The following is a 19,291-nucleotide window of genomic DNA, read 5'->3' on the forward strand; positions in this document are numbered from 1 at the left end:
CAAAGGTGCCGCTCCCGGCCCCAGAGTTCGGCTTCCAGCCGCTCGTAGCTCGGCTCTCGAAGCTCGAGGCGAGCTGTTGGCGCCACCCCGGGTATTTGGCAGCCGGTGTGAAAGCCAGTCGCCTACGAGCCTCAACGGTGGGAGAATACGTCAATGGCGAGGCGTGATCAGGATCAAGGGCCGCGCCCCTCCGCTGATACGGGGTGCCGTGCGGGCTGTGGGGCCTGTTGCATCGCGCCCTCGATCAGCTCGCCGATTCCGGGCATGCCCGACGGCAAACCGCAGGGTGTACGCTGCGCGCAGCTCGACGTCGACAACCTCTGCAGGTTGTTCGGCGACCCCCGACGTCCTGCGGTTTGCCTGGCCTTCGACTACGACCCTGAGCTCTGTGGCAACAATCGCGACCAGGCCATGGCGCTTATCGCTGCCCTGGAAGTGAACACCTGAACCCTCTCGTTTTCGAGCCTCGAGCTGCGAGCGACGAGCGGCTGGCAGCCGGGTTACAGGGCCAAGAGCAGCATACGTTTGCTGCTCGCTACCCGTTCCCCTCAGCCGACTCCCCAGCGCTCGCCACTCGTTGCTCGTTACTCGCCGCTCGTTTCTCGCCGCTCGTTTCTCGACCCCGCAACCGATCACCCAGTACCCGCAACTCGTGGCTCGTTGCTCGCCGCTCGTTTCTTGACCCCGCAGCCGATCACCCAGCACTCGCAACTCGTGGCTCGTTGCTCGCCGCTCGTTTCTCGACTCCGCAGCCGATCACCCAGCGCTCGCCACTCGTTGCTCGTTTCTCGCCGCTCATTTCTCGTTTCTCGCGGCTCGTTACTCGCGGCCCGAATCTCGTTACTCGCCGCTTCGAGCTTCGGCAATCGCCCCCTTTTCGATACCCTCGAACGCCTGGACTCGGGTATCCCGGCCGGTTTCGCGGCGGATTTCCGTTGCCAGCCAGGCGGCGATGTTTTCCACCGTGGTGGTGCAGGGCATGATCACACAGCGCTCGCGGGGCAGGTCGATCAGAAAGCGTCCCTGAGCGGCACGGTAGCCAGCCATTAGCCGCCCCATGATCGAAGCATCCAGGCCGTCTACCACATCGGCTTCATCCACCAGGTAGCGATCCGCCAGGCGCTGGGCCCAGTCGGCTTCCAGTCGGGTAGCGCGTTGGCCGTTCTGCCAGATATGCAGCCGCGAGCGGTGGCCGTGGGCAATGCGCTGACAATTGCCGTCATGGTGCTTCAGGCCGTGGCTATAGGTGTAGTGAGCGCCCTCGATGGTCTCTTCACCGAGTGTCAGCCGCACGGCGTCGACGCGTGGCGGAAGCTGACGCACCAGCATCTGCTGGAGATGCTCGGCCAGGTTCGGCAGGGTGATCGCCGCCCAGGGCAGGAGGCTAAAGGCCTGGCGAGGGCCGCGGACCTCCATGACATAGGGGGTTTCGGTACGAACGCGCAGGCCTTCCGGGCAGGGTTGAACGTTCACCCCGGGTGCCTCGGTGGGCACCAGCAGGGTATGATCGAGGCTCTGGTCGAGGTGCGACTTGATCCAGGGCTTGACCCGACCGAAGTCGAACAGCATGCCATCCTCGCCCAGCTCGCCGTCGAGCTCGGCATCCACCCGCCAGCTGGTGCCGATCAGGCCTCGCGTCGGGCACCACATGGAGGTGTCCAGTTGTGTCAGGCGGTTGACGAAGAGTGTCATCAGTCGATCCCCGCGATTTTGTGGGTCTGGAGCGAGAGGCGCCAGCGGGGATTCGCCAGGCAATAGGCCACGGTGCGGGCCATAGCATCCGCGGGGCGCGTCCGTGGCGGCAAAGCCGCCGTGTCCATGGGCTGCAGAAAGAAATGCGCGAAGTCCATGTCGGTGAAGCGTTCGGGCGGTGCCTCGGCCTGGGGGTAGATCAGCTTGAGTTCATCGCCCCGGGTCTGGACCAGCGGGTTGCGGCCCTTGGGGCTGACGCACAGCCAGTCGATGCCGGCCGGGGCGGCCAGGGTGCCGTTGGTTTCCACGGCGACATCGAAGCCGCGTTCGTGCATGGCGGCGATCAGGGCATCATCCAGCTGCAGCAGCGGCTCGCCTCCGGTGAAGATCACCTGGGGATGCGCGCCATCCGGGCCTCCTTGCCAGAGGGAGGCGAGATGCGTGCCGAGGTCGTCGGCATCTGCAAAGCGGCCGCCATTCTGGCCGTCGGTGCCGCGGATGTCGGTGTCGCAGAAGTGACAGGCCGCCGTGGCTCGATCGGCCTCGCGGCCCGACCAGAGGTTACAGCCGGCGAAACGGCAGAAAACGCTGGCGCGGCCGGCCTGACCGCCTTCGCCCTGCAGGGAGTAGAAGGCTTCCTTGACGCTATACATCCTCGCGGCCCTCGCTCGCCCCGGCTGACTCAGGGGTGGCGGCATAGGCCAGCGGGTCGCTGGCCCGGTTGGCGGCAAAGGCCGCCAGGCGCTCGCGACAACTGCCGCAACGCCCACAGGCCAGCGCCGCACCTTCATAACAGGTCCAGGTGTGGCGATAGTCGAGGCCCATGGCGAGGCCATCGGCGAGGATCTCGGCCTTGCTGCTGTGCAGATAGGGCGTGTGAAGGGTCACCGGCTCGAAGTTGGCGATGCCGGCCACGGCGTTCATGGCCTCGACGAAGGCCGGTCGACAGTCCGGATAGAGCACATGGTCACCGCCGTGGGCCCCGTAGTCGACTCGGCCGGCGCCGATGTTGACGGCCTTGGCGATGGCCATGGAGAGCAGCATCATGTTGCGGTTGGGCACCACGGTGGCCGTCAGGTTGTCGGCGTCATAGTCCCCGTCGGGCATGCTGCGGTCGCTGTCGGTGAGTGCCGAGTTGTCGATGAGGGAATGGATGGCACGGATGTCGATGACCTGGTGAGGCACCTCGAGCGCGGCGCAGACACGCCGGGCGGTCTCGAGCTCGCGTCCATGGCGCTGCCCATAATCGAAGGACAGGGCATGCACCTCGAGGCCCTCGCGCAGGGCGCGGTGCAAAACGGTATAGGAGTCCATGCCGCCGGAGTAAATGACCACGGTGGCGTTGGCAGAAAAAGACTGGGGCATTTCGGGCCTGCTAGTCGGAGAATTTGATGGCCGGGTTCCGGTCCGGCGGTGCATAGTCTACGTGGGCCGTGGCGGTGGCGCCAGGTGCATGGGTCGTGTCGCTCTGCAAACTGGCCCATCACCCTGATTCAGGTTCGGGCGCCCGGTTCTGGCTGGTATACTGCTCGGCATCGGTTCAGGACGGACAGCGCTGTGCTGTCGAGCCAATACACGCTTTCATGGGGTCATCATGGCCAGGATCGAACATAGCGCCACGCTGCATGCGCCACCCGAGCGGGTCTTTGCTCTGCTCGAGCGGGTCGAGGATTTCGTCGATTATTCGGATCTGATCAAGGACATCGAACCTCTGGGCAATGATCATTATCGCTGGCACGTCAGGGCGGTGGGCATGGATTGGACCTTCGATGTGGCGATCACCGAGTCGGTTGCTCCCTCGGTGCTGGCCTGGGAGTCCGTGGATGGGGTTCACAACACCGGGCGCTACGAGCTCGCCCAGGTGCCGGAGGGAACCCGGGTGGCACTACGGGTCGATTACGAGATTCACAATCGCTTTGTCGAAAAGGCGGTAAGGCGGGCGGCCAGTCCGCTGGTCAACCGCGTCAGCCAGCAGATCCTCGACCGCGTTGCCGCCCGTCTCCACGCTGGGGAGTGATGTCCGCTTCAGCCGGATTTTCGCAGCGAGGCATCCAGGTGATCGACCACCTCGGCCCAGTCCGCGTCGGCCTCCAGCGCCTCGCGCAGCAGCTCCGACTGCCCCTCGTTCCAGCACGCCGCGTCGGGCAGGGCGGTGTCGCCGGGGATGGGCGCATGGTGGTCGATAAAGCGCTTGATGGACTCGGGGTCCGACGCCAGGCCGAGCTGATCGAAGAGTTCGCTGAAGGGATGGTCATAGGCTTCCATCGTTGTTCCTCGCAAAGTGAGTCGATGTGAGAAGCCTAGACGTTGATGGGATGGTGTGCTCGGGGAAGAGGGAAGAAGTAAGAAGTAAGAAGGAGCTCGAAGTCATAAGCTTTAAGCTGGACGAAAACCTTGACCCAAGGTCTCAGAGTCCCTGCTGCCTTCCATCTTTCCTCTTCCCTCTTTTTTCTTCCCTCTTCCAGCTCACCCCCCGCCCGTAGATGCGCTGCGTTCGCCGACCAGCGGGGTCAGGAAGCGTCGCCGCCTTTCGGCGTTGTCCAGCGGTTGGGCGAGCAGGTGGATCAGCTTGGTCACGGCGGCTTCGGGGGTCATGTCGTCGCCGGAGAGCACCCCGGCGTCGATCAGCCCACAGCCGGCGGCGTAGTGGCCGATGTTGACCGCGCCGTGCGGGCATTGGCTGATGGCGGCTAGCAGCTTGCCTTCTCCGCTGGCGCGGGCCAGGACGCCGAGAATCTCGGGGTCTTGGGGCACATTGCCGCCGCCCCAGACCTCCAGCAGTGCGCCCTGGACGCGATCGTCGAGCAGCCAAGCCTCGAGCTGCCAGGCGCGGATACCGGGCCACAGCACGAGGCGTGGCACACTCCCCGCGGCGAGGCCCGCATAGTCGGGGCGTTCAAGACGTGGTGCGCCGCGTTGATGGGCGTTCAGGCCCCGTTCGTCGAACAGCCGGATGCCATCCCTGTCCCCGGCCCCCAGGGGCGGGTAGTTGGGGCTGGCAAAGGCCGCCGCCTGGTGAGTCTGCCATTTGCGGCTGCGTGCGCCACGCAACAGTTGCCCGCCGAAGCAGATGGCGACTTCCTGAAGGCCGGGCTGTGCGGCAAAGCGCAGGGCCATTTGGATATTGTCCGAGGCGTCACTGTGGGGTGCTTCCAGGGGTGCCATGGCACCGCTCAGCACGACCGGGCGGTCGATGCCCTGGAGCTGATAGGCCAGACTCGAGGCCGTCCATGCCAGGGTATCGGTACCATGCAGGATGACCACGCCGGCATGGTGGGCATAATGCTCGGCCACCAGGGCGGCCAGGTGCTGCCAGTCACTGGGCGTGGCGGCGCTGGAATCGATGGGCGGGTCGGTCTGCAGCCACTCGATGTCGGGCAGGCGGCTGCGCTGATCCGGGGCCAGCCCGGCGAGGTGATGGCGCAGCCGCTGCTCGAAATCGCGACTCGGTACCAGGCCGTCGGCACTCTCCACCATGCCGACGGTGCCCCCCGTATAGATGACCAGCACGGTAGACGGATTGGATGGCATATGGGCTCCTCGGGGATCCTCGGTCAACGATGTCGCTTCAGCGATATACGCGCGTGAAAAGCCGGCCCTGGTCATCCAGCTCCAGGCGGCGTTGACGTCCGGCAAGCCAGGCAAAGCCAGCGGCTAGCACGGCGATGCTCAGCAGGGCCAGGTTGATGATGGGCAGGCCGAGCTCGAAATCCCGCATCACGCCTACGGCCAGCGGCCCCAGGGCGGCCAGGGTGTAACCACCGCCCTGCACCAGGCCTGACAGCTTGCCGGCCAGGCGGGAGTCGGCGGTACGCAGCACGATCAGCGTGAGTGCCATACTGAAGCCGCCGCCCTGGCCCAGGCCAAGCAGCAGCACGCCCGCCCAACGCCATTCGATGGGCCCCACCAGCAGGAGGCTCAATCCGCCGGCGACCATCGACAGGGTCAGCAGCAGCACCGGGCGCTGGTCGCGGCCGAGCCGGGCGATCCAGGGAGCGGCCAGGGCGGCGAACAACTGGACCATCACCGAGGCCGCCATCATCCAGCCCGCCTGGGCGGCATCGTAGCCTCGCTCGATCAGCAGGCTGGGTAGCCAGCCAAAGACAATATAGGCCAGTGACGACTGGGCGCCCATCAGCAACATGACATGCCAGGCCAGTGGCTGGCGCATCAGCTCGCGGGTATTGCCGGTAATGGCGGGGCGTGTGCCGGGCGTCGAAGGTTGCGGCATCATTCGCCACCAGGCGATCAGGGCGGCGATGGCCAGGGCCGACCAGCTCATCAGCGCCAGCGACCAACTGCCGAGAGCCTCGGCCATGGGGATACTCAACCCGGCGCCGAGGGCGCCGCCGAGGCACAGGGCCATGGTATAGACACCGGTCGTCAGGTCTGCCGCTCGGGGCAGTTCACGTTTGACGAAGGCCGGCAGGAGGCTGCCGACCACGCCGATGCCGGCGCCCACCAGCAGGGTGCCGGCAAACAGCCAGAAGGGGGTAGCCAGCCCGCGCAGGGCCAGGCCCGTGGCCAGCACCAGCAGTGCAGCCGAAAGGCTGCGCTCGGCACCCAGACGGTTTGACAACCAGGGGGCGAGCGGGGCAAAGAGGCCCAGGCAGAGCACCGGCAGGGTGGTCAGCGCACCGATGCCGACGTTGCTGATGCCGGTCGAGGCTTCGACACGCGGAAGCAGCGGGGCCAGGGAGGACAGGGCCGGCCTCAGGTTGAGGCCGACCAGCACCATCAGCAGCATGAAGGACACCGGATGCAGTGAAGACCGGGCTGGCGCTGGCTGGCGAACACTGGGCATGAGGGTTACTTGAGGTAGGAGCCCAGGTCGCCGCGGGCAGAGTCGAGCAGGGTGATGAACTGGACATCATTGCCGCCATTGATGCGGTCGACGCGGCCCATGCTGGCCATGCTCTGGTTGACCCGGAGGTGCTCGTAGATTTCCAGGGTGACTTTCTCAGCAGGCTGGTCGCCCGGGTTCAGCTGACCATCCTGCAGGGTGAAGGTGGTCAGCAGTGTCGCTCGCACGCGGGTACTGCCGCCCTCGGCGAGGACGCGACGCACGAACAGCCAGCCTTCGCAGGCCATTGCCTGGCCTTCTACATCGCGCAGGAAGAGGGTGCGATAGCAGGCCCCTTCGCTGGCGGCTTTCTCGGCCATGCTGCGATAGGCCTCGGTCATGCGTTGGGCCGAGACACGGGCTTTTTCCATCTCGCGCATGGCGGCGTTGTGTTCGCGCTCGAGTTGCGCCTGACGCTGGAAGGCGAGCCAGCGGTTGTAGTCACGGAGCAGGTTCTGGGTGTCCATGGCGTTCCTTGCTTTTGATTCAATGGGAATGCAGGTCGTGTCGCTGACGGCAGGCGCCGGATGCCAAGCCGTCAGGGTGATGCATGGCGCTGCGATGTCAGGCTTGCTGGCGCTTCTGACCGCCACGCCGGCGACGCTTGCGCCGCGCCGAATCGTCGCTGGTCGAGGTGCCGCCGCTGTTGCCGGGCTTGCCGCCGCCCGGTTTTCCGCCACTCGGTTTTCCGCCACCGCCGCGGCCCCGGCCACCTCGTCCATTCTCGATGGGTTCGGGCTTGGCATTAGGGTCGGGCTCGAAGCCGGGCTCGATGTGCTTGACCAGATCGCGCTTGATGAGCCGCTCGATGTTCTTGAGCAGGCCGTGTTCGTCGACGCAGACCAGCGAGACGGCCTGGCCTTCGTTACCGGCTCGGCCGGTGCGACCGATGCGATGCACATAGTCCTCGGCCACATTGGGCAGCTCGAAGTTGACGACATGCGGCAGCTCGTCGATGTCCAGGCCCCGCGCGGCGATGTCGGTGGCCACTAGGACCTGCAGGTCGCCCGACTTGAAGGCCGTCAGGGCCTTGGTACGGGCCGACTGACTCTTGTTGCCGTGGATGGCCATGGCCGGGATGTCACGTTTTCCCAGATGCTCGGCGAGACGGTTGGCGCCGTGCTTGGTGCGGGTGAACACCAGTACCTGGAACCAGCGCTGGGAATGGATCAGGTGGGCCAGCAGCTCGCGTTTTTTCTCGCGGTCGACGCGATAGACGGCCTGGTCGACGGTTTCGGCCGTCGTGTTACGGCGTGCGACTTCGATCAGGGTCGGGTTGTCGAGCAGCTGGTTGGCCAGGGTCTGGATCTCGTTGGAGAAAGTGGCCGAGAACAGCAGGTTCTGGCGCTTGGCCGGCAGCAGCTTGAGGACCTTGCGAATGTCATGGATGAAGCCCATGTCGAGCATGCGATCAGCTTCGTCGAGGACCAGAATCTCCACGCCGGACAGGTCGACGTGACCCTGCTGCTGGAGATCGAGCAGACGCCCGGGGGTGGCCACCAGGATGTCGAGCCCCGCGCGGATGGCATCCACCTGGGGTTGCTGGCCCACGCCGCCGAAAATGACGTGGGAGGTCAGTGACAGGTTCTGGCCATAGTCGCGGACACTCTCGCCCACCTGGGCGGCGAGCTCGCGGGTCGGTGTCAGCACCAGGGCGCGCACGCCTCGCTTGGCGGGGCGCTTGCCGCCGGCCAGCCGTTGCAGCATTGGCAGGGTGAAGCCGGCGGTCTTGCCGGTGCCCGTTTGGGCGCTGGCCAGCAGGTCCTGGCCATCCAGCACGGCCGGAATGGCCTGGCGCTGGATCGGGGTCGCTTCGCTATAGCCCTGTGCCTGAATGGCACCGAGCAGTTCAGGCCTGAGGCCCAGGTCGGAAAAACTCATGCAGTCTCCGCAACAACGTCGCGACCCGTGCCGATGGCGTCATGCCATCGGCCAGTCCCGGATCGAGACGCAGAAAATAGGGTTGGCCGCGGCAGGAGGGACCAGCGTTGCCGCGCCAGTATTTATTATGCCATAGCGATGACGTCAGCGCAGCCGCCGGATGTCGGTCGCCAGCCGGTCGGCGAGGCGGTCCAGATCATCCCCCAGGGCCTTGACCAGGGCCGGGTAGCCATCGGCCTTGAGGGTGGTGGTGAGCCGGAAAGGGGTCAGGGCCAGTAGCTCGCCCTGCGGGTCGCGCAGCATCCAGCGCCCCTCGGCGATGGCCTCCCCATCGTGACGGCCCTGAAAGCGGGTCATCTCGACCTTCAGGGCCAGCGGGGTTTCCTGGCGACTGGTATCGCTGTCGAGCATCACCCGGGTATCGCCGAGCCTGGCGGCAAGTCGGTCGCGCAGGCCCCGTTCAAGCTGACTTCCCAGCGGCTCGGCCCATTGGTGGCCCTGGGCGGCCCTGACGGTGAGGTCGTCGACCTGAAAGACGATGCCCTCGACTTCCAGGTAGCTGGCCAGGCGAACAGGGCGTATGACCAGTTGGTGGTCGGCGGACGCCGCTACATCGCTCTCGCTGATCGGCACGTCGGGCAGGGTGTAGAGCTCGACCGGTGCCTGACTGGTGGCACAGCCGCTGATGACCAGTGCCGCCAGCGAGACGGTCAAGAGGGTGGCGAGGCCGCGTGGTTTCATGGCTGACTCCTTGTGCCGGGGGCGCGCGGTATCGGGTCTTCGCCCTCCTGGGTGTCGAAAAGCAGGGCGCGGGGATCCTCACTGATTTTGCGCGCCGCGGGTTGCAGGTCACGCATCAGGCGCCTTACCTGGTCCAGGGTGTCGGTCAGCTCGCGGTAGGCCGGCGAGTCGGCGGACAGTCCCTGCAGGGTGGACTGCAGTTCCTTGAGTGTGGTGTTGAGGTTAGCCGGCAGTTGCCGGGTCTGTGGATCCTTGACCAGGCTGTCGACGCTGGTGGTCAACTGTCGCACTTCTTCCAGCATGGCCTTCGAGGTGGACAGGTTGTCGTCCAGGCCGGTGAGGATCGGTTCGACTTCCAGGCCGTTGAGCTTGTCGAGCAGGTTGGTCACCTGCGACTGGATCTGCGCGAGGCCGGTGGAGGTGGTCGGGAAGACATCGTGTTGCACGAAGGTCTCGGCGGTGTATTCGCCGGCACGCTGGTCATCGAAGGTCAGGTCGACGAAGAGCGCACCGGTGAGCAGGCTGCCGCTCTTCAGCGAGGCGCGCAGGCCGCGTTCGAAGAGCCGCTTGAAGCGGGCCTCCCATTCTTCGAGGTCCATTTCCTGGTTGTCGATGCCGAGCCGCTGAGGCTCGATGCGGATCAGCACCGGGATGGCCAGGCGGTCGCGGCCATCCAGCTGGGGCGCGGTGAAGTTCCAGGGCACGCTGGCCACGGTGCCGATGCGCACGCCACGGAACTCGACCGGCGCCCCCTTGGACAGGCCGCGGACCGTGTCCTCGATCAGCAGCACGTATTCCAGGTATTCGTCGAAGGTCCCCTGGCGAGCGCTCTGCTCGTCGGGGTGCAGGGTAAAGTGGGTATCGGAAGAGACGGGGTCTCCCTGGGGCAGGTCGTCGGGCACCCCGAAAGTGACGCCGCCGCCGAGCAGGGCCTCCACGGACTCCACCTGGATGTTGATGCCCTGGGAATCCAGGCTGAAGTCGATGCCGCTGGTGGTCCAGAAGCGCGTATTGCGGGTGATCAGGCGGTGATATGGACTCTCGATGAAAACCCGGTGCTGCATTTTCTGGTTGTCGATGTCGAAGTCGGCCTTCTCGACCCGGCCGACCGGTAATCCCTGATAGGTGATGGGGTCGCCGACACTCAGGGCGTTGCCGACCTGACTGGTCAGGTTGATGCGCAGCCCCTCGGCCCCGGGGGCGGCCACGGGCGGTTGATCGCTGACCTCGAAGGAGCGCGCTTCCTCGTCGCTGCGGCCGGGCTCCAGTTGCAGATAGGAACCGGACAGCACGGTATTGAGGCCGCTGATGCCCTCGCGACCGATGCGCGGCTTGACCACCCAGAAGGAGGTGTCTGCGACCAGCATGGGTTCGGCCTGCTCCGACATGCGGGCCTGCATGACCACCTGGGAGCGGTCGTCCGACAGTGACACCGACTCAATCTGCCCGACCTCGACATTGCGGGTCTTGATCATGGTGCTGCCGGCCTCGATGCCGTCGGCGCTGTCCATGGTCAGGGTGATCATTGGGCCCTGGCTGGCATAGTTGTCATAGACCAGCCAGGCACCGATCAGCAGCGCCACGATGGGTACGATCCAGATCGGCGACAGGGGAGCCTGGCGACTCGCCCGGGCCCGGTGTTCGCTGTCTTCCCGATCGTTGTCGACAGGGCTGTTATTCATCAAACGCTTCCTTGTTTGTGTTGCTGTTCAACAGGCGTATCCCAGATCAGCCGGGGATCGAAACTCATGGCCGCCAGCATGGTGATGACCACTACGGCGCCAAAGGCGAGGGCAGCGGGCCCCGGGGTGATCGACATCAACTGGCCGGCGCGGATCAATGCGACCAGCACGGCCACCACGAAGATGTCGACCATGGACCAGCGACCGATGAACTCGGTCAAGCGGTACAGCCGGGTGCGCGTCAGGGCGTTGAACTGATGGGCCCTGGGCGCGACCAGGCACAGCCAGGCCAGAACCACGAGCTTGCCCAGAGGTACCAGCACGCTGGCCACCAGTATGACGACGGCTACCGGCCAAGAGCCCGTCTCGATCAATTTGAACACGCCGCCGATGATCGTCGAAGGGTCGGCCCGTCCGAAGCTGGTGGTGGTCATGATCGGATAGACATTGGCCGGAATGTAGAGGATGGCCGCGGCGGCGAGAAGAGCCCAGGTGCGCTGCAGGCTCATGGGGCGGCGACTATGCAGGTGTTCGCCACAACGTCGGCAACGGCCCTTGCCCTGTGAATCCAGGCGGTTGATCAGCCCGCAGGTGTGGCAGCTGGTGAGGCCCTGGGGGAAGGCGGTCTCGCCGGTGCGGGTGGCGTCCGGAGCCGCGGGCTCGCCGGCCAGGGCGAACCATAACCAGTCGCGGTCCAGGGACTGGCTGGTGGCCACAAGCAGCACCACGAAAACGCCGAAGGCCCAGAAGCCGGCGCCGAGGTCGATGTCCGCCAGTCCGGCGATCTTGATCAGGCTAACCAGGGTGCCGACCAGGAAGACATCGGCCATCATCCAGGGCTCGAGATGCGCTAGTGAGCGGGCAATGCCACGGCTCAAGGGAAGGGGGCGGCCCCACAGCAGTCCGGCCTGCAGCCAGATCACACTCAGCAGGTAAAGTGACGGCAGCACCATGATAGTCAGCAGCACGGCGATCGCGACCACGGGCTCATGGAAGCCGAGGAGCTGCGTGGCCGACTGGGTAAGCTCGATATGGTTGCTGACGCCCTGGACGCTAAAGCCCAGAAAGGGATGGAGCACCGCGACCAGTAGCGTTATCAGTGAGGCCAGGGCCAGGGCCATGCTGCGCTGCGCCGGGTAACGGTGGCGCCTCACCTCGGCATGCCCACAACGCGGGCAGTTGGCCTGCTCGCCGGAATTTAGCGGCGGCAGTGCCATGACCCAGTCACAGTGGTGACAAGCACGCAGGCGCCGCCGCGAATGACGCGCCTCCGGCGGCGTGCGGTCAACCAGCGGAGCGGGTCTGGGCATTGCAATGTGCGGGGGAATCGGCCTTGGCACGAGCGCGACATCCTCATTGGAGCTGGCGTGATTCAGCAGTCGGTTTTTTGCTGTTTTCCAGAGGGCAAGTGTGTCACGTTGACGCCCCCGGAACCACAGACAAACATACAGTCTCGAATGTGACAGGAGTTAGCATGTTGCTTTCCCTTCTGGCGGTGATGGTGGGTCTGGTGCTTTTGATGTGGAGCGCCGAGCGATTCGTCGACGGTGCTGCCGCCACTTCGGCGCATCTGGGGGTGTCGCCCTTGTTGATCGGCATGCTGGTGATTGGTTTCGGCACTTCGGCGCCGGAGCTGGTGGTGTCGGTGATTGCCGCCTACCAGGGCAATCCGGGGTTGGCGCTGGGCAATGCCTATGGCTCGAATATCGCCAACATCGGTCTCATCCTCGGCCTGGTGGCGCTGATCTCGCCGCTTGCGGTGCACTCGAGCATGGTGCGCCGCGAACTGCCTGTCCTAGGGGCCGTAACGCTCCTGTCGGCCCTGTTGTTGCTGGGCGGTGTCGTCAGTCGTGTCGAGGGTGGCTTGCTGCTGCTGATACTGGCGGCTTTCATGGCGTATTCCATCTGGCAGGGCACGCAACCCCCGGGCGACGCGCTGGCCACGGATACTCAGCAGAGCCTTGCGCATCAGGCGGTGTCATTGCGCCGTGGTCTGTCATGGACGGCGGCCGGGCTGGTGTTGCTTGTGGTGAGCTCGCGCCTGCTGGTCTGGGGTGCGGTATCGATTGCCCAGAGCTTTGGCGTCAGTGACCTGATCATCGGACTGACAGTTGTGGCAGTGGGCACCTCGCTTCCCGAGCTGGCCTCGTCGATCAGTGCCCTTAGGCGCCGCGAGCATGATCTGGTACTGGGCAATATAGTGGGTTCCAACCTGTTCAACACCCTTGGCGTGGTGGGGCTGGCGGCGCTGATCGCGCCGATCGGGGTGACCTCCGAGGTGCTGTTGCGCGACTGGGCCCTGATGACGGCCATGACCGTGCTGATGACGGTCTTTGCGCTGGGCTGGCGGGGGCGCGCCGGACGCATCAATCGGCTGGAGGGAGGCGCCCTGATGGTAATGTACCTGGTCTATAGCGGCTTCATGATCCATCTGGTGGTGCAGGGTGCCTGATCGCGGCAGACGTGGTGTGGCCGGCTGCGACAATGCGACACGTTAGACTCCGCGGTACATGGCGTTATGATAATAAGGGTATCCCCGGTAGCGCCAGACCCGAAGGGCTGACGGGTTCTGGAATTGCCGGAAATACAGAATAGGACAGGCCTTGTCTGTCTTGTGTCTCGCGCAGCCACCTGGAGCCAGATATGGAACTCGATCCTCTGCTGCTGTCACGATTGCAATTTGCCTTCGTGGTTTCCTTTCACGCGATATTTCCGGTGTTCTCCATCGGTATTGCGTCTTACCTTGCCCTGTTGAACGGGCTATTCTACAAGACCGGTAACCCGGCCTGGGAGCGCCTGGCGATCTTCTGGGCCAAGGTGTTTGCCGTGGTGTTCGGCATGGGCGTTGTCTCGGGCATCGTGATGTCCTTCCAGTTCGGTACCAACTGGAGCAACTTCTCCTGGGCCGGCTCCAATGTCCTGGGCCCCATGCTCAGCTACGAGGTGGTAACGGCCTTCTTCCTGGAAGCCGCCTTCCTGGGGGTGCTGCTGTTCGGGCGTGGCAAGGTACCCCAGGGCGTGCACCTCTTTGCGTCGCTGATGGTAGCGTTGGGTACCTTCATCTCGGTGTTCTGGATCATCTCGGCCAATAGCTGGATGCAGACACCGGCCGGGGTTGAGATGATCAATGGTCGTTTCGAGGTCACGTCCTGGTCCGCGGTGATCTTCAACGCTTCCTTCCCGTATCGCTTCTCGCACATGGTACTGGCGTCCTTCCTCACCGGTGGTTTCGTGGTGGCCGGCGTGAGTGCCTGGTATCTGCTGATTGGGCGTGATGTCGAGGCCAACCGCAAAGCCTTCTCCATGTGTCTGTGGCTGTTGCTGGTGCTGGCGCCTGCCCAGGCGGTGGTTGGCGACTACCATGGCCTCAATACCCTGGAGCATCAGCCGACCAAGGTGGCGGCCATGGAAGGCAACTGGGAGCGTCAGAGCAATGCGCCCCTGCTGCTGTTCGCCTGGCCGGACCAGGATGCTCAGGAAAACTTGGTGGAGTTCGGTATTCCGGGGCTGGCGAGCCTGATCCTGACCCATGATGTCGAGGGTGAGATTCCCGGCATCAGTGAGGCCGCCCCGGCCGAGCAGCCGCCGGTGTGGATGGTCTTCTGGTCGTTCCGCGTCATGGTGGGTATCGGCCTGGTAATGATCGGAGTGGCGATCGCCGGCCTCTGGCTGCGTGTCAGAGGACGCCTCTACGAGAGCCGCGGTTTCCTGCAATTGATGCGGGTGATGAGCATCTCGCCTTTTGTGGCGGTGCTGGCCGGCTGGTTCGTTACCGAAATCGGTCGGGCCCCCTGGCTGGTCTACGGCATCATGGATCAGTCCGAGGCGCTGACACCTTCGCTGAGTGGCTGGATGGCGCTGGCGACCCTGCTGGGGTATGTGGCCGTTTATGCCGTGGTCTTCTGGGTCGGTGTCTACTACCTGACCCGTGTGGTGCGTCAGGGCATGCTGCCGGACCTCGAGTCGCATGACGATGAGGTAGAGCGGCCGATGCGCCCGCTTTCCGCTACACACGTCCCCCTCGAGGACGCCGCCAGTCAACCGGGCAGGAGCTGAGCCATGGAAATGTTGGATTTATCGCTTATCTGGGCCGCGATCATCGGTTTCGGTGTCATCATGTATGTGCTCATGGATGGCTTCGATCTGGGCGTGGGTCTGCTGTTTCCGTTTGCCCCGGACGAAGCGGGGCGCGATGTGATGATGAACACAGTGGCCCCGGTCTGGGATGGCAACGAGACCTGGCTGGTGCTGGGCGGTGCCGGCCTGCTGGCGGCCTTCCCGCTGGTCTACACAGTCTTTCTGCCGGCACTGTATCTGGGCGTCTTCCTGATGCTGGCCGGCCTGATCTTTCGGGGCATCGCCTTCGAATTTCGCTTCAAGTCGCACCGCAACCGCCACTGGTGGAACCGCGCTTTCTGCTGGGGCTCGGCGGTGGCCTCCTTCGCCCAGGGTGTCGTGGTGGGTGCCTACATCCAGGGCTTTGCGGTCGAGAACTATGTCTATGTCGGCGGCCCCTTCGACTGGTTGACGCCTTTCACTGTGCTCACCGGCGTGGGGTTGATGGCCGGCTATGCGCTGCTGGGGGCCACCTGGCTGATCATGAAGACCGAAGGCCAACTGCAGGAGTGGGTCTATCGTTTGACTCCCAGGCTGCTGGTCGCGGTACTGGCGGTGTTCGCCATCATCAGTGTGTGGACGCCCTTCGTGGATGAGTTCGTGCGCGAACGCTGGTTCGGCCATCTGCACCTGATCTGGATCTTCCCGGTGCTGGCGCTGGTGTGTGCCGGTGTGGTGTGGCGAGCTGTCCGGCAGCGACGTGAAGGCCAGCCGTTCATCGCCACTCTGGGCTTGTTCCTGTTCACCTATCTGGGCCTGGTGGTTAGCAAGTGGCCCTACATCGTGCCGCCGGACTACACGATCTGGGAAGCCGCTTCGGCGCCGGAATCGCAGCTTTTCCTGCTGCTTGGGGTGTTGTTCGTGATTCCCATTGTGCTGGCCTACACCGCCTGGACCTACTGGGTCTTCCGCGGCAAGATTCGGGAAGGGGATGGCTATCACTGATCCTATGGCCAAAAACACTTCCCACCTCACGGCGCGCCTTTGGCTGGCGCGCCTCGCCCGGGCCGAGCGCAAGTCGCTCGGCCTGGCGGTTGTGGCCGGCCTGTTAGTCGGCCTGATGACCATCCTGCAGATGGCGACCCTGGCCTGGCTGATCAGTGCCCTGGTTATTGACGCCGCCCGACCGGCGACACTCTTGCCGGGGTTTGCGCTGCTGGCGGTGGCCATGGTGCTGCGGGCCCTGGCCCAGTGGTGGCAGGAAACCGCCGGCGTTCAGGCAAGCCTGCGGGTTCGCGGCGAGGCGCGGCGTATCCTGTTGGACCATCTACAGTCGCTCGGTCCGGTGGGACTCACCGGGCATCACACTGCCAGCCTGGCCAACCGGGTTGTCGATCAGGTCGAGGCCCTGGATGGCTATGTGGCGCGGTTTCTGCCGCAGATGCGGCTGGCGGTACTGGTGCCGCTGGTCATTTTTGGGGTCGTGCTGGCCCTGGATTGGCTGGCGGCTCTGTTCATGTTGCTGGCAGCGCCGCTGATTCCGCTGTTCATGGCGCTGGTCGGCATGGGGGCCGAGCGTCTCAACCGCGATCAGTTCGAGACGGTGTCACGACTCTCGCGTCATTTCATTGATCGGGTGCGGGGCATCACCACCCTGCAGCTGTTCGGTGTCGGTCATCAGGCCACTGAGGAGGTATACGCGGCGGCGGATGCCTATCGCCTGCGCAGCATGCGAACCCTGCGTATCGCCTTTTTGTCCTCGGCGGTGCTCGAGTTTTTCGCCGCCGTGGCCATCGCGGTGGTGGCCATGTACGTGGGCTTCGGCCTGCTGGGCTATATCAGCTTCGGGCCCGCGGACCAGTTGACCCTGTTCAGTGGTCTGCTGGTGCTGCTGCTGGCGCCGGAGTTCTTCCAGCCGCTGCGCAGCCTGTCACAGCACTATCATGATCGCGCCGCTGCCCTGGGCGCGGCCGAGGGGATGGTCGAACTGCTCAATGAGAGCTCGCCGCGTCAGGGCCACAAGCAGGCCGCCCCGCGGGGCAAGGCGCTGGTCGAGCTGGACGCGGTCTGTGTTCGTCACGATGAACGCGGCCGTGTGCTGGGGCCGCTTGATCTGACGCTGGAAGCCGGCGAGGTGCTGGGCATCAGCGGTCCCTCCGGGGTGGGCAAGTCGACACTGCTGCAGCTGCTGGCCGGCTTCGTGGAGCCCAGTGCCGGTGAGCATCGTGCCGTGCCGGGATTGCGCCTGGCCTGGATGGACCAGCGTCCCTTGCTGATTCATGGCAGCCTGGCCGACAACCTGCGGCTTGCCGCGCCACAGTCAAGCGACGCGGCCCTTCGCGATGCCCTGCAACGTGTGGGTCTGGGTGACCTGCTGGCGGCGCTGCCGGCGGGGCTCGAGACGCTACTGGGGGAACGCGGCGTCGGCCTCTCGGGCGGGCAGGCGCAGCGGCTGGCACTGGCCCGCATCTTTCTCTCCGAGGCACCATTGGTGCTGCTGGACGAGCCCACGGCGAGTCTGGATGACGAGAGCGAAGCGCGGGTCCTGGCGGCGTTCTCCGCACTGATCGAACAGGGCCGAACCCTGGTCATCGCCAGCCACCGGCCCGCACCCCTGGCGCTGGCGAGTCGCCGGTTGGCGCTGCAGGCACATGAAGGGTATGGCAATGAATGAGTTTGGCGTGATCACGACACTGCGGCCCTGGCTCAAGCACCTGGCGCGCCGGCGTGGACGCCTGGCGATCGGCGCTCTGCTGATGCTGCTGGCCCTTTTGGCGGCCCTGGGGCTGCTGGCGCTCTCCGGCTGGTTCATTACCGCCACGGGCCTGACCGGCCTGGCGTTGGCGGCCGGGGCGGCCGTGACCCTGGATGTTTATGTGCCCGGGGGCGGCATTCGCACCTTTGCCCTGACACGCACCCTGGCGCGTTACGGCGAACGTCTCTTTAACCACGACACCGTGCTGCGGCTGCTGGCCGACCTGCGCGGGCACCTTTTTTCGGTGCTGGCGGCGCTGGATTTGGCCAGCCTCAGCCGGCGTCGCGCCAGTGATTGGCTGAACCGCTTGACCGCCGATATCGACAGCCTGGATAGCCTTTTTCTGCGCCTGCTTGCACCGGCGCTGGTGGCGTTGGTGGCGATTCTCGGGCTAAGTGGCTTTGTGGCCCTCTGGGCGCCCCTGGCCGGCGGAGCGGTGGCTCTGGTGCTGGGGGTGGCCTGGGCCTGGCTGACCTTCGGCCAGGCCCGTTGGGGCATGGCGGCGAGCCGGCGTCGGGTTGCCGAGCTGGAGCGACTGCGGGGCCGGGTCATCGAGCATCTGGCGGGCATGGCCGAACTCGAGACCTTTGGTGCCCTTGCCGAGCAGCGCCAGCGCCTGGATGTCATCGAGACTCGCCTGCGCGAGGATCAACGCCAGCTGGGCCGCATCGCGGCTCTGGGCCTGGCGCTGGGCGGCCTGATGGTCGGCCTGGCCTGGCTGCTGGCATTCTGGCTCGGCGCCAGCCTGTGGGAGGCCGAGGGCCTTTCCGGGCCCGTGCTGGTGATGATCCCGCTGGCCATCATGGCGCTCAATGAAGCGGTGATGGCATTGCCCATGGCCTATACCCAGTTCGGTGCCACCCTGGCCGCCGCCGAGCGACTCAACGCCCTGGAAGCCGCGCGTCTTGCGCCGAGTCAGACAGTCGACAGTCTTGATTTGCCGTCGGGGCCGCTGTCGCTGGTCCTTGACCGGGTCAGCCTGCACTATCCCGGCGCCCTGAAAGCGGCCCTGGCGGATGTCTCGCTGACCCTGGAGGCGGGCGAGCGAGTCGCCCTGTGCGGGCCTTCGGGGTCCGGCAAGTCCAGTCTCGCCGCACTGGTGGCGAGCCAGCTTCGGCCGGACAGAGGGAGCATCTACGTGGGCGGCTGTGCGATCGAACACCTCGATGAAGAAGCTCTGCGCCGTCGCCTGGCGGTGTTGACCCAGGACACCGAGCTGTTCGATGACAGCCTGGCGGCCAATCTCTGGTTGGGTGATCCGGAGGCCAGCGAGGCGATGCTGTGGCAGCGTCTCGATGACGTCGAGCTGGGCGACTGGGCGCGTGAGCTGCCCCAGGGGCTTGCCACGCGTGTCGGCGAGGGCGGGCGGCGGCTATCCGGTGGTCAGGCCAGGCGCGTGGCCCTGGCGCGCCTGATGCTTCGCGATCCGGGCCTGGTGCTGCTCGATGAGCCCTTCAATGGTCTGGATGCGCCACTGGCGCGGCGACTGGCGGCGCGCCTCGACCAGTGGCTGGAAGGGCGCAGCGTGATCGTCTTTTCCCATCACCATGAACCAGAGGTTCAGCCCTTGCCGGGGGTGAGCCGCCGCGTGACGCTTGCCGACCAGGGATGAGGGCGCGCGGCGCTTCTGCTTACCACAGC

Annotated in this window: 18 protein-coding genes; 7 read left to right on the forward strand and 11 right to left on the reverse strand. The window is 65.3% G+C overall.

Going from position 1 to position 19,291, the window contains the following annotated elements:
• Positions 1-153 precede the first annotated feature (153 nt).
• Entirely contained in the window at positions 154-447 is a 294-nt protein-coding gene (locus tag QWY74_RS11130) for a YkgJ family cysteine cluster protein (RefSeq protein ID WP_290314339.1), read from the forward strand.
• A gap of 393 nt (positions 448-840) precedes the next feature.
• On the opposite strand, the gene QWY74_RS11135 is transcribed toward QWY74_RS11130, so the two are convergent.
• Genes QWY74_RS11135 through queC form a run of 3 tightly spaced genes read right to left on the reverse strand, consistent with a single transcriptional unit; the run spans position 841 to position 3,057 of the window.
• Complete coding sequence (locus QWY74_RS11135) at positions 841-1,692, reverse strand: 6-carboxytetrahydropterin synthase (RefSeq protein ID WP_290314341.1); 852 nt, start codon at positions 1,690-1,692, stop codon at positions 841-843.
• Complete coding sequence (gene queE, locus QWY74_RS11140; protein WP_264825702.1) at positions 1,692-2,345, reverse strand: 7-carboxy-7-deazaguanine synthase; 654 nt, start codon at positions 2,343-2,345, stop codon at positions 1,692-1,694. The genes QWY74_RS11135 and queE overlap by 1 nt, the downstream gene beginning before the upstream one ends.
• Entirely contained in the window at positions 2,338-3,057 is a 720-nt protein-coding gene (queC, locus tag QWY74_RS11145) for a 7-cyano-7-deazaguanine synthase QueC (protein ID WP_290314343.1), read from the reverse strand. The genes queE and queC overlap by 8 nt, the downstream gene beginning before the upstream one ends.
• Before the next feature lie 229 nt (positions 3,058-3,286).
• Here queC and QWY74_RS11150 point away from each other — a divergent pair, with 229 nt between their 5' ends.
• Positions 3,287-3,709, forward strand: a complete 423-nt coding sequence (locus QWY74_RS11150) for an SRPBCC family protein (protein WP_264825704.1) — start codon at positions 3,287-3,289, stop codon at positions 3,707-3,709.
• A gap of 8 nt (positions 3,710-3,717) precedes the next feature.
• Here the strand turns inward: QWY74_RS11150 and QWY74_RS11155 are convergent, their stop codons facing one another.
• From QWY74_RS11155 to QWY74_RS11190, 8 genes are all read right to left on the reverse strand, one after another.
• Entirely contained in the window at positions 3,718-3,957 is a 240-nt protein-coding gene (locus QWY74_RS11155) for a DUF2789 domain-containing protein (RefSeq protein ID WP_290314344.1), read from the reverse strand.
• 201 nt (positions 3,958-4,158) lie between these two features.
• Positions 4,159-5,223 (reverse strand): asparaginase, encoded by a 1,065-nt coding sequence (locus QWY74_RS11160; protein ID WP_290314345.1) that lies wholly within the window; start codon positions 5,221-5,223, stop codon positions 4,159-4,161.
• Positions 5,224-5,260: 37 nt separating this feature from the next.
• The gene (locus QWY74_RS11165) at positions 5,261-6,496 is read right to left on the reverse strand and encodes an MFS transporter (protein WP_264825707.1); all 1,236 of its coding nucleotides are present in this window, start codon (positions 6,494-6,496) and stop codon (positions 5,261-5,263) included.
• A 5-nt stretch (positions 6,497-6,501) separates the two neighbouring features.
• Complete coding sequence (locus QWY74_RS11170) at positions 6,502-7,002, reverse strand: hypothetical protein (RefSeq protein WP_264825708.1); 501 nt, start codon at positions 7,000-7,002, stop codon at positions 6,502-6,504.
• A gap of 97 nt (positions 7,003-7,099) precedes the next feature.
• On the reverse strand, positions 7,100-8,416 hold the full coding sequence (locus tag QWY74_RS11175; RefSeq protein ID WP_264825709.1) for a DEAD/DEAH box helicase: 1,317 nt from the start codon (positions 8,414-8,416) through the stop codon (positions 7,100-7,102).
• A 144-nt stretch (positions 8,417-8,560) separates the two neighbouring features.
• On the reverse strand, positions 8,561-9,157 hold the full coding sequence (locus tag QWY74_RS11180; RefSeq protein WP_264825710.1) for a PqiC family protein: 597 nt from the start codon (positions 9,155-9,157) through the stop codon (positions 8,561-8,563).
• The gene (pqiB, locus tag QWY74_RS11185) at positions 9,154-10,839 is read right to left on the reverse strand and encodes an intermembrane transport protein PqiB (protein WP_264825711.1); all 1,686 of its coding nucleotides are present in this window, start codon (positions 10,837-10,839) and stop codon (positions 9,154-9,156) included. The genes QWY74_RS11180 and pqiB overlap by 4 nt, the downstream gene beginning before the upstream one ends.
• Positions 10,839-12,149 carry a paraquat-inducible protein A gene (locus tag QWY74_RS11190; RefSeq protein WP_264825712.1) on the reverse strand — a complete coding sequence of 437 codons (1,311 nt, stop codon included), beginning with the start codon at positions 12,147-12,149 and terminating at the stop codon, positions 10,839-10,841. The genes pqiB and QWY74_RS11190 overlap by 1 nt, the downstream gene beginning before the upstream one ends.
• Positions 12,150-12,313: 164 nt before the next feature.
• Between QWY74_RS11190 and QWY74_RS11195 the strand changes: the two genes are divergently transcribed.
• From QWY74_RS11195 to cydC, 5 genes are all read left to right on the forward strand, one after another.
• Positions 12,314-13,291: a calcium/sodium antiporter gene (locus QWY74_RS11195; protein WP_264825713.1), complete on the forward strand. Its 978-nt coding sequence runs from the start codon at positions 12,314-12,316 to the stop codon at positions 13,289-13,291.
• 191 nt (positions 13,292-13,482) lie between these two features.
• Positions 13,483-14,895, forward strand: a complete 1,413-nt coding sequence (locus tag QWY74_RS11200) for a cytochrome ubiquinol oxidase subunit I (RefSeq protein WP_264825715.1) — start codon at positions 13,483-13,485, stop codon at positions 14,893-14,895.
• Between the two features lie 3 nt (positions 14,896-14,898).
• The gene (cydB, locus tag QWY74_RS11205; protein ID WP_264825717.1) at positions 14,899-15,900 is read left to right on the forward strand and encodes a cytochrome d ubiquinol oxidase subunit II; all 1,002 of its coding nucleotides are present in this window, start codon (positions 14,899-14,901) and stop codon (positions 15,898-15,900) included.
• Entirely contained in the window at positions 15,887-17,569 is a 1,683-nt protein-coding gene (gene cydD / locus QWY74_RS11210; RefSeq protein ID WP_264825718.1) for a thiol reductant ABC exporter subunit CydD, read from the forward strand. Before cydB ends, cydD begins: the two co-directional genes overlap by 14 nt.
• A gap of 7 nt (positions 17,570-17,576) precedes the next feature.
• On the forward strand, positions 17,577-19,262 hold the full coding sequence (gene cydC, locus QWY74_RS11215) for a thiol reductant ABC exporter subunit CydC (RefSeq protein ID WP_264825719.1): 1,686 nt from the start codon (positions 17,577-17,579) through the stop codon (positions 19,260-19,262).
• The last annotated feature ends 29 nt before the right edge of the window (positions 19,263-19,291 follow it).

Origin of the sequence: Halomonas almeriensis (assembly GCF_030409235.1) — a bacterium.
GTDB lineage: Bacteria > Pseudomonadota > Gammaproteobacteria > Pseudomonadales > Halomonadaceae > Halomonas > Halomonas almeriensis.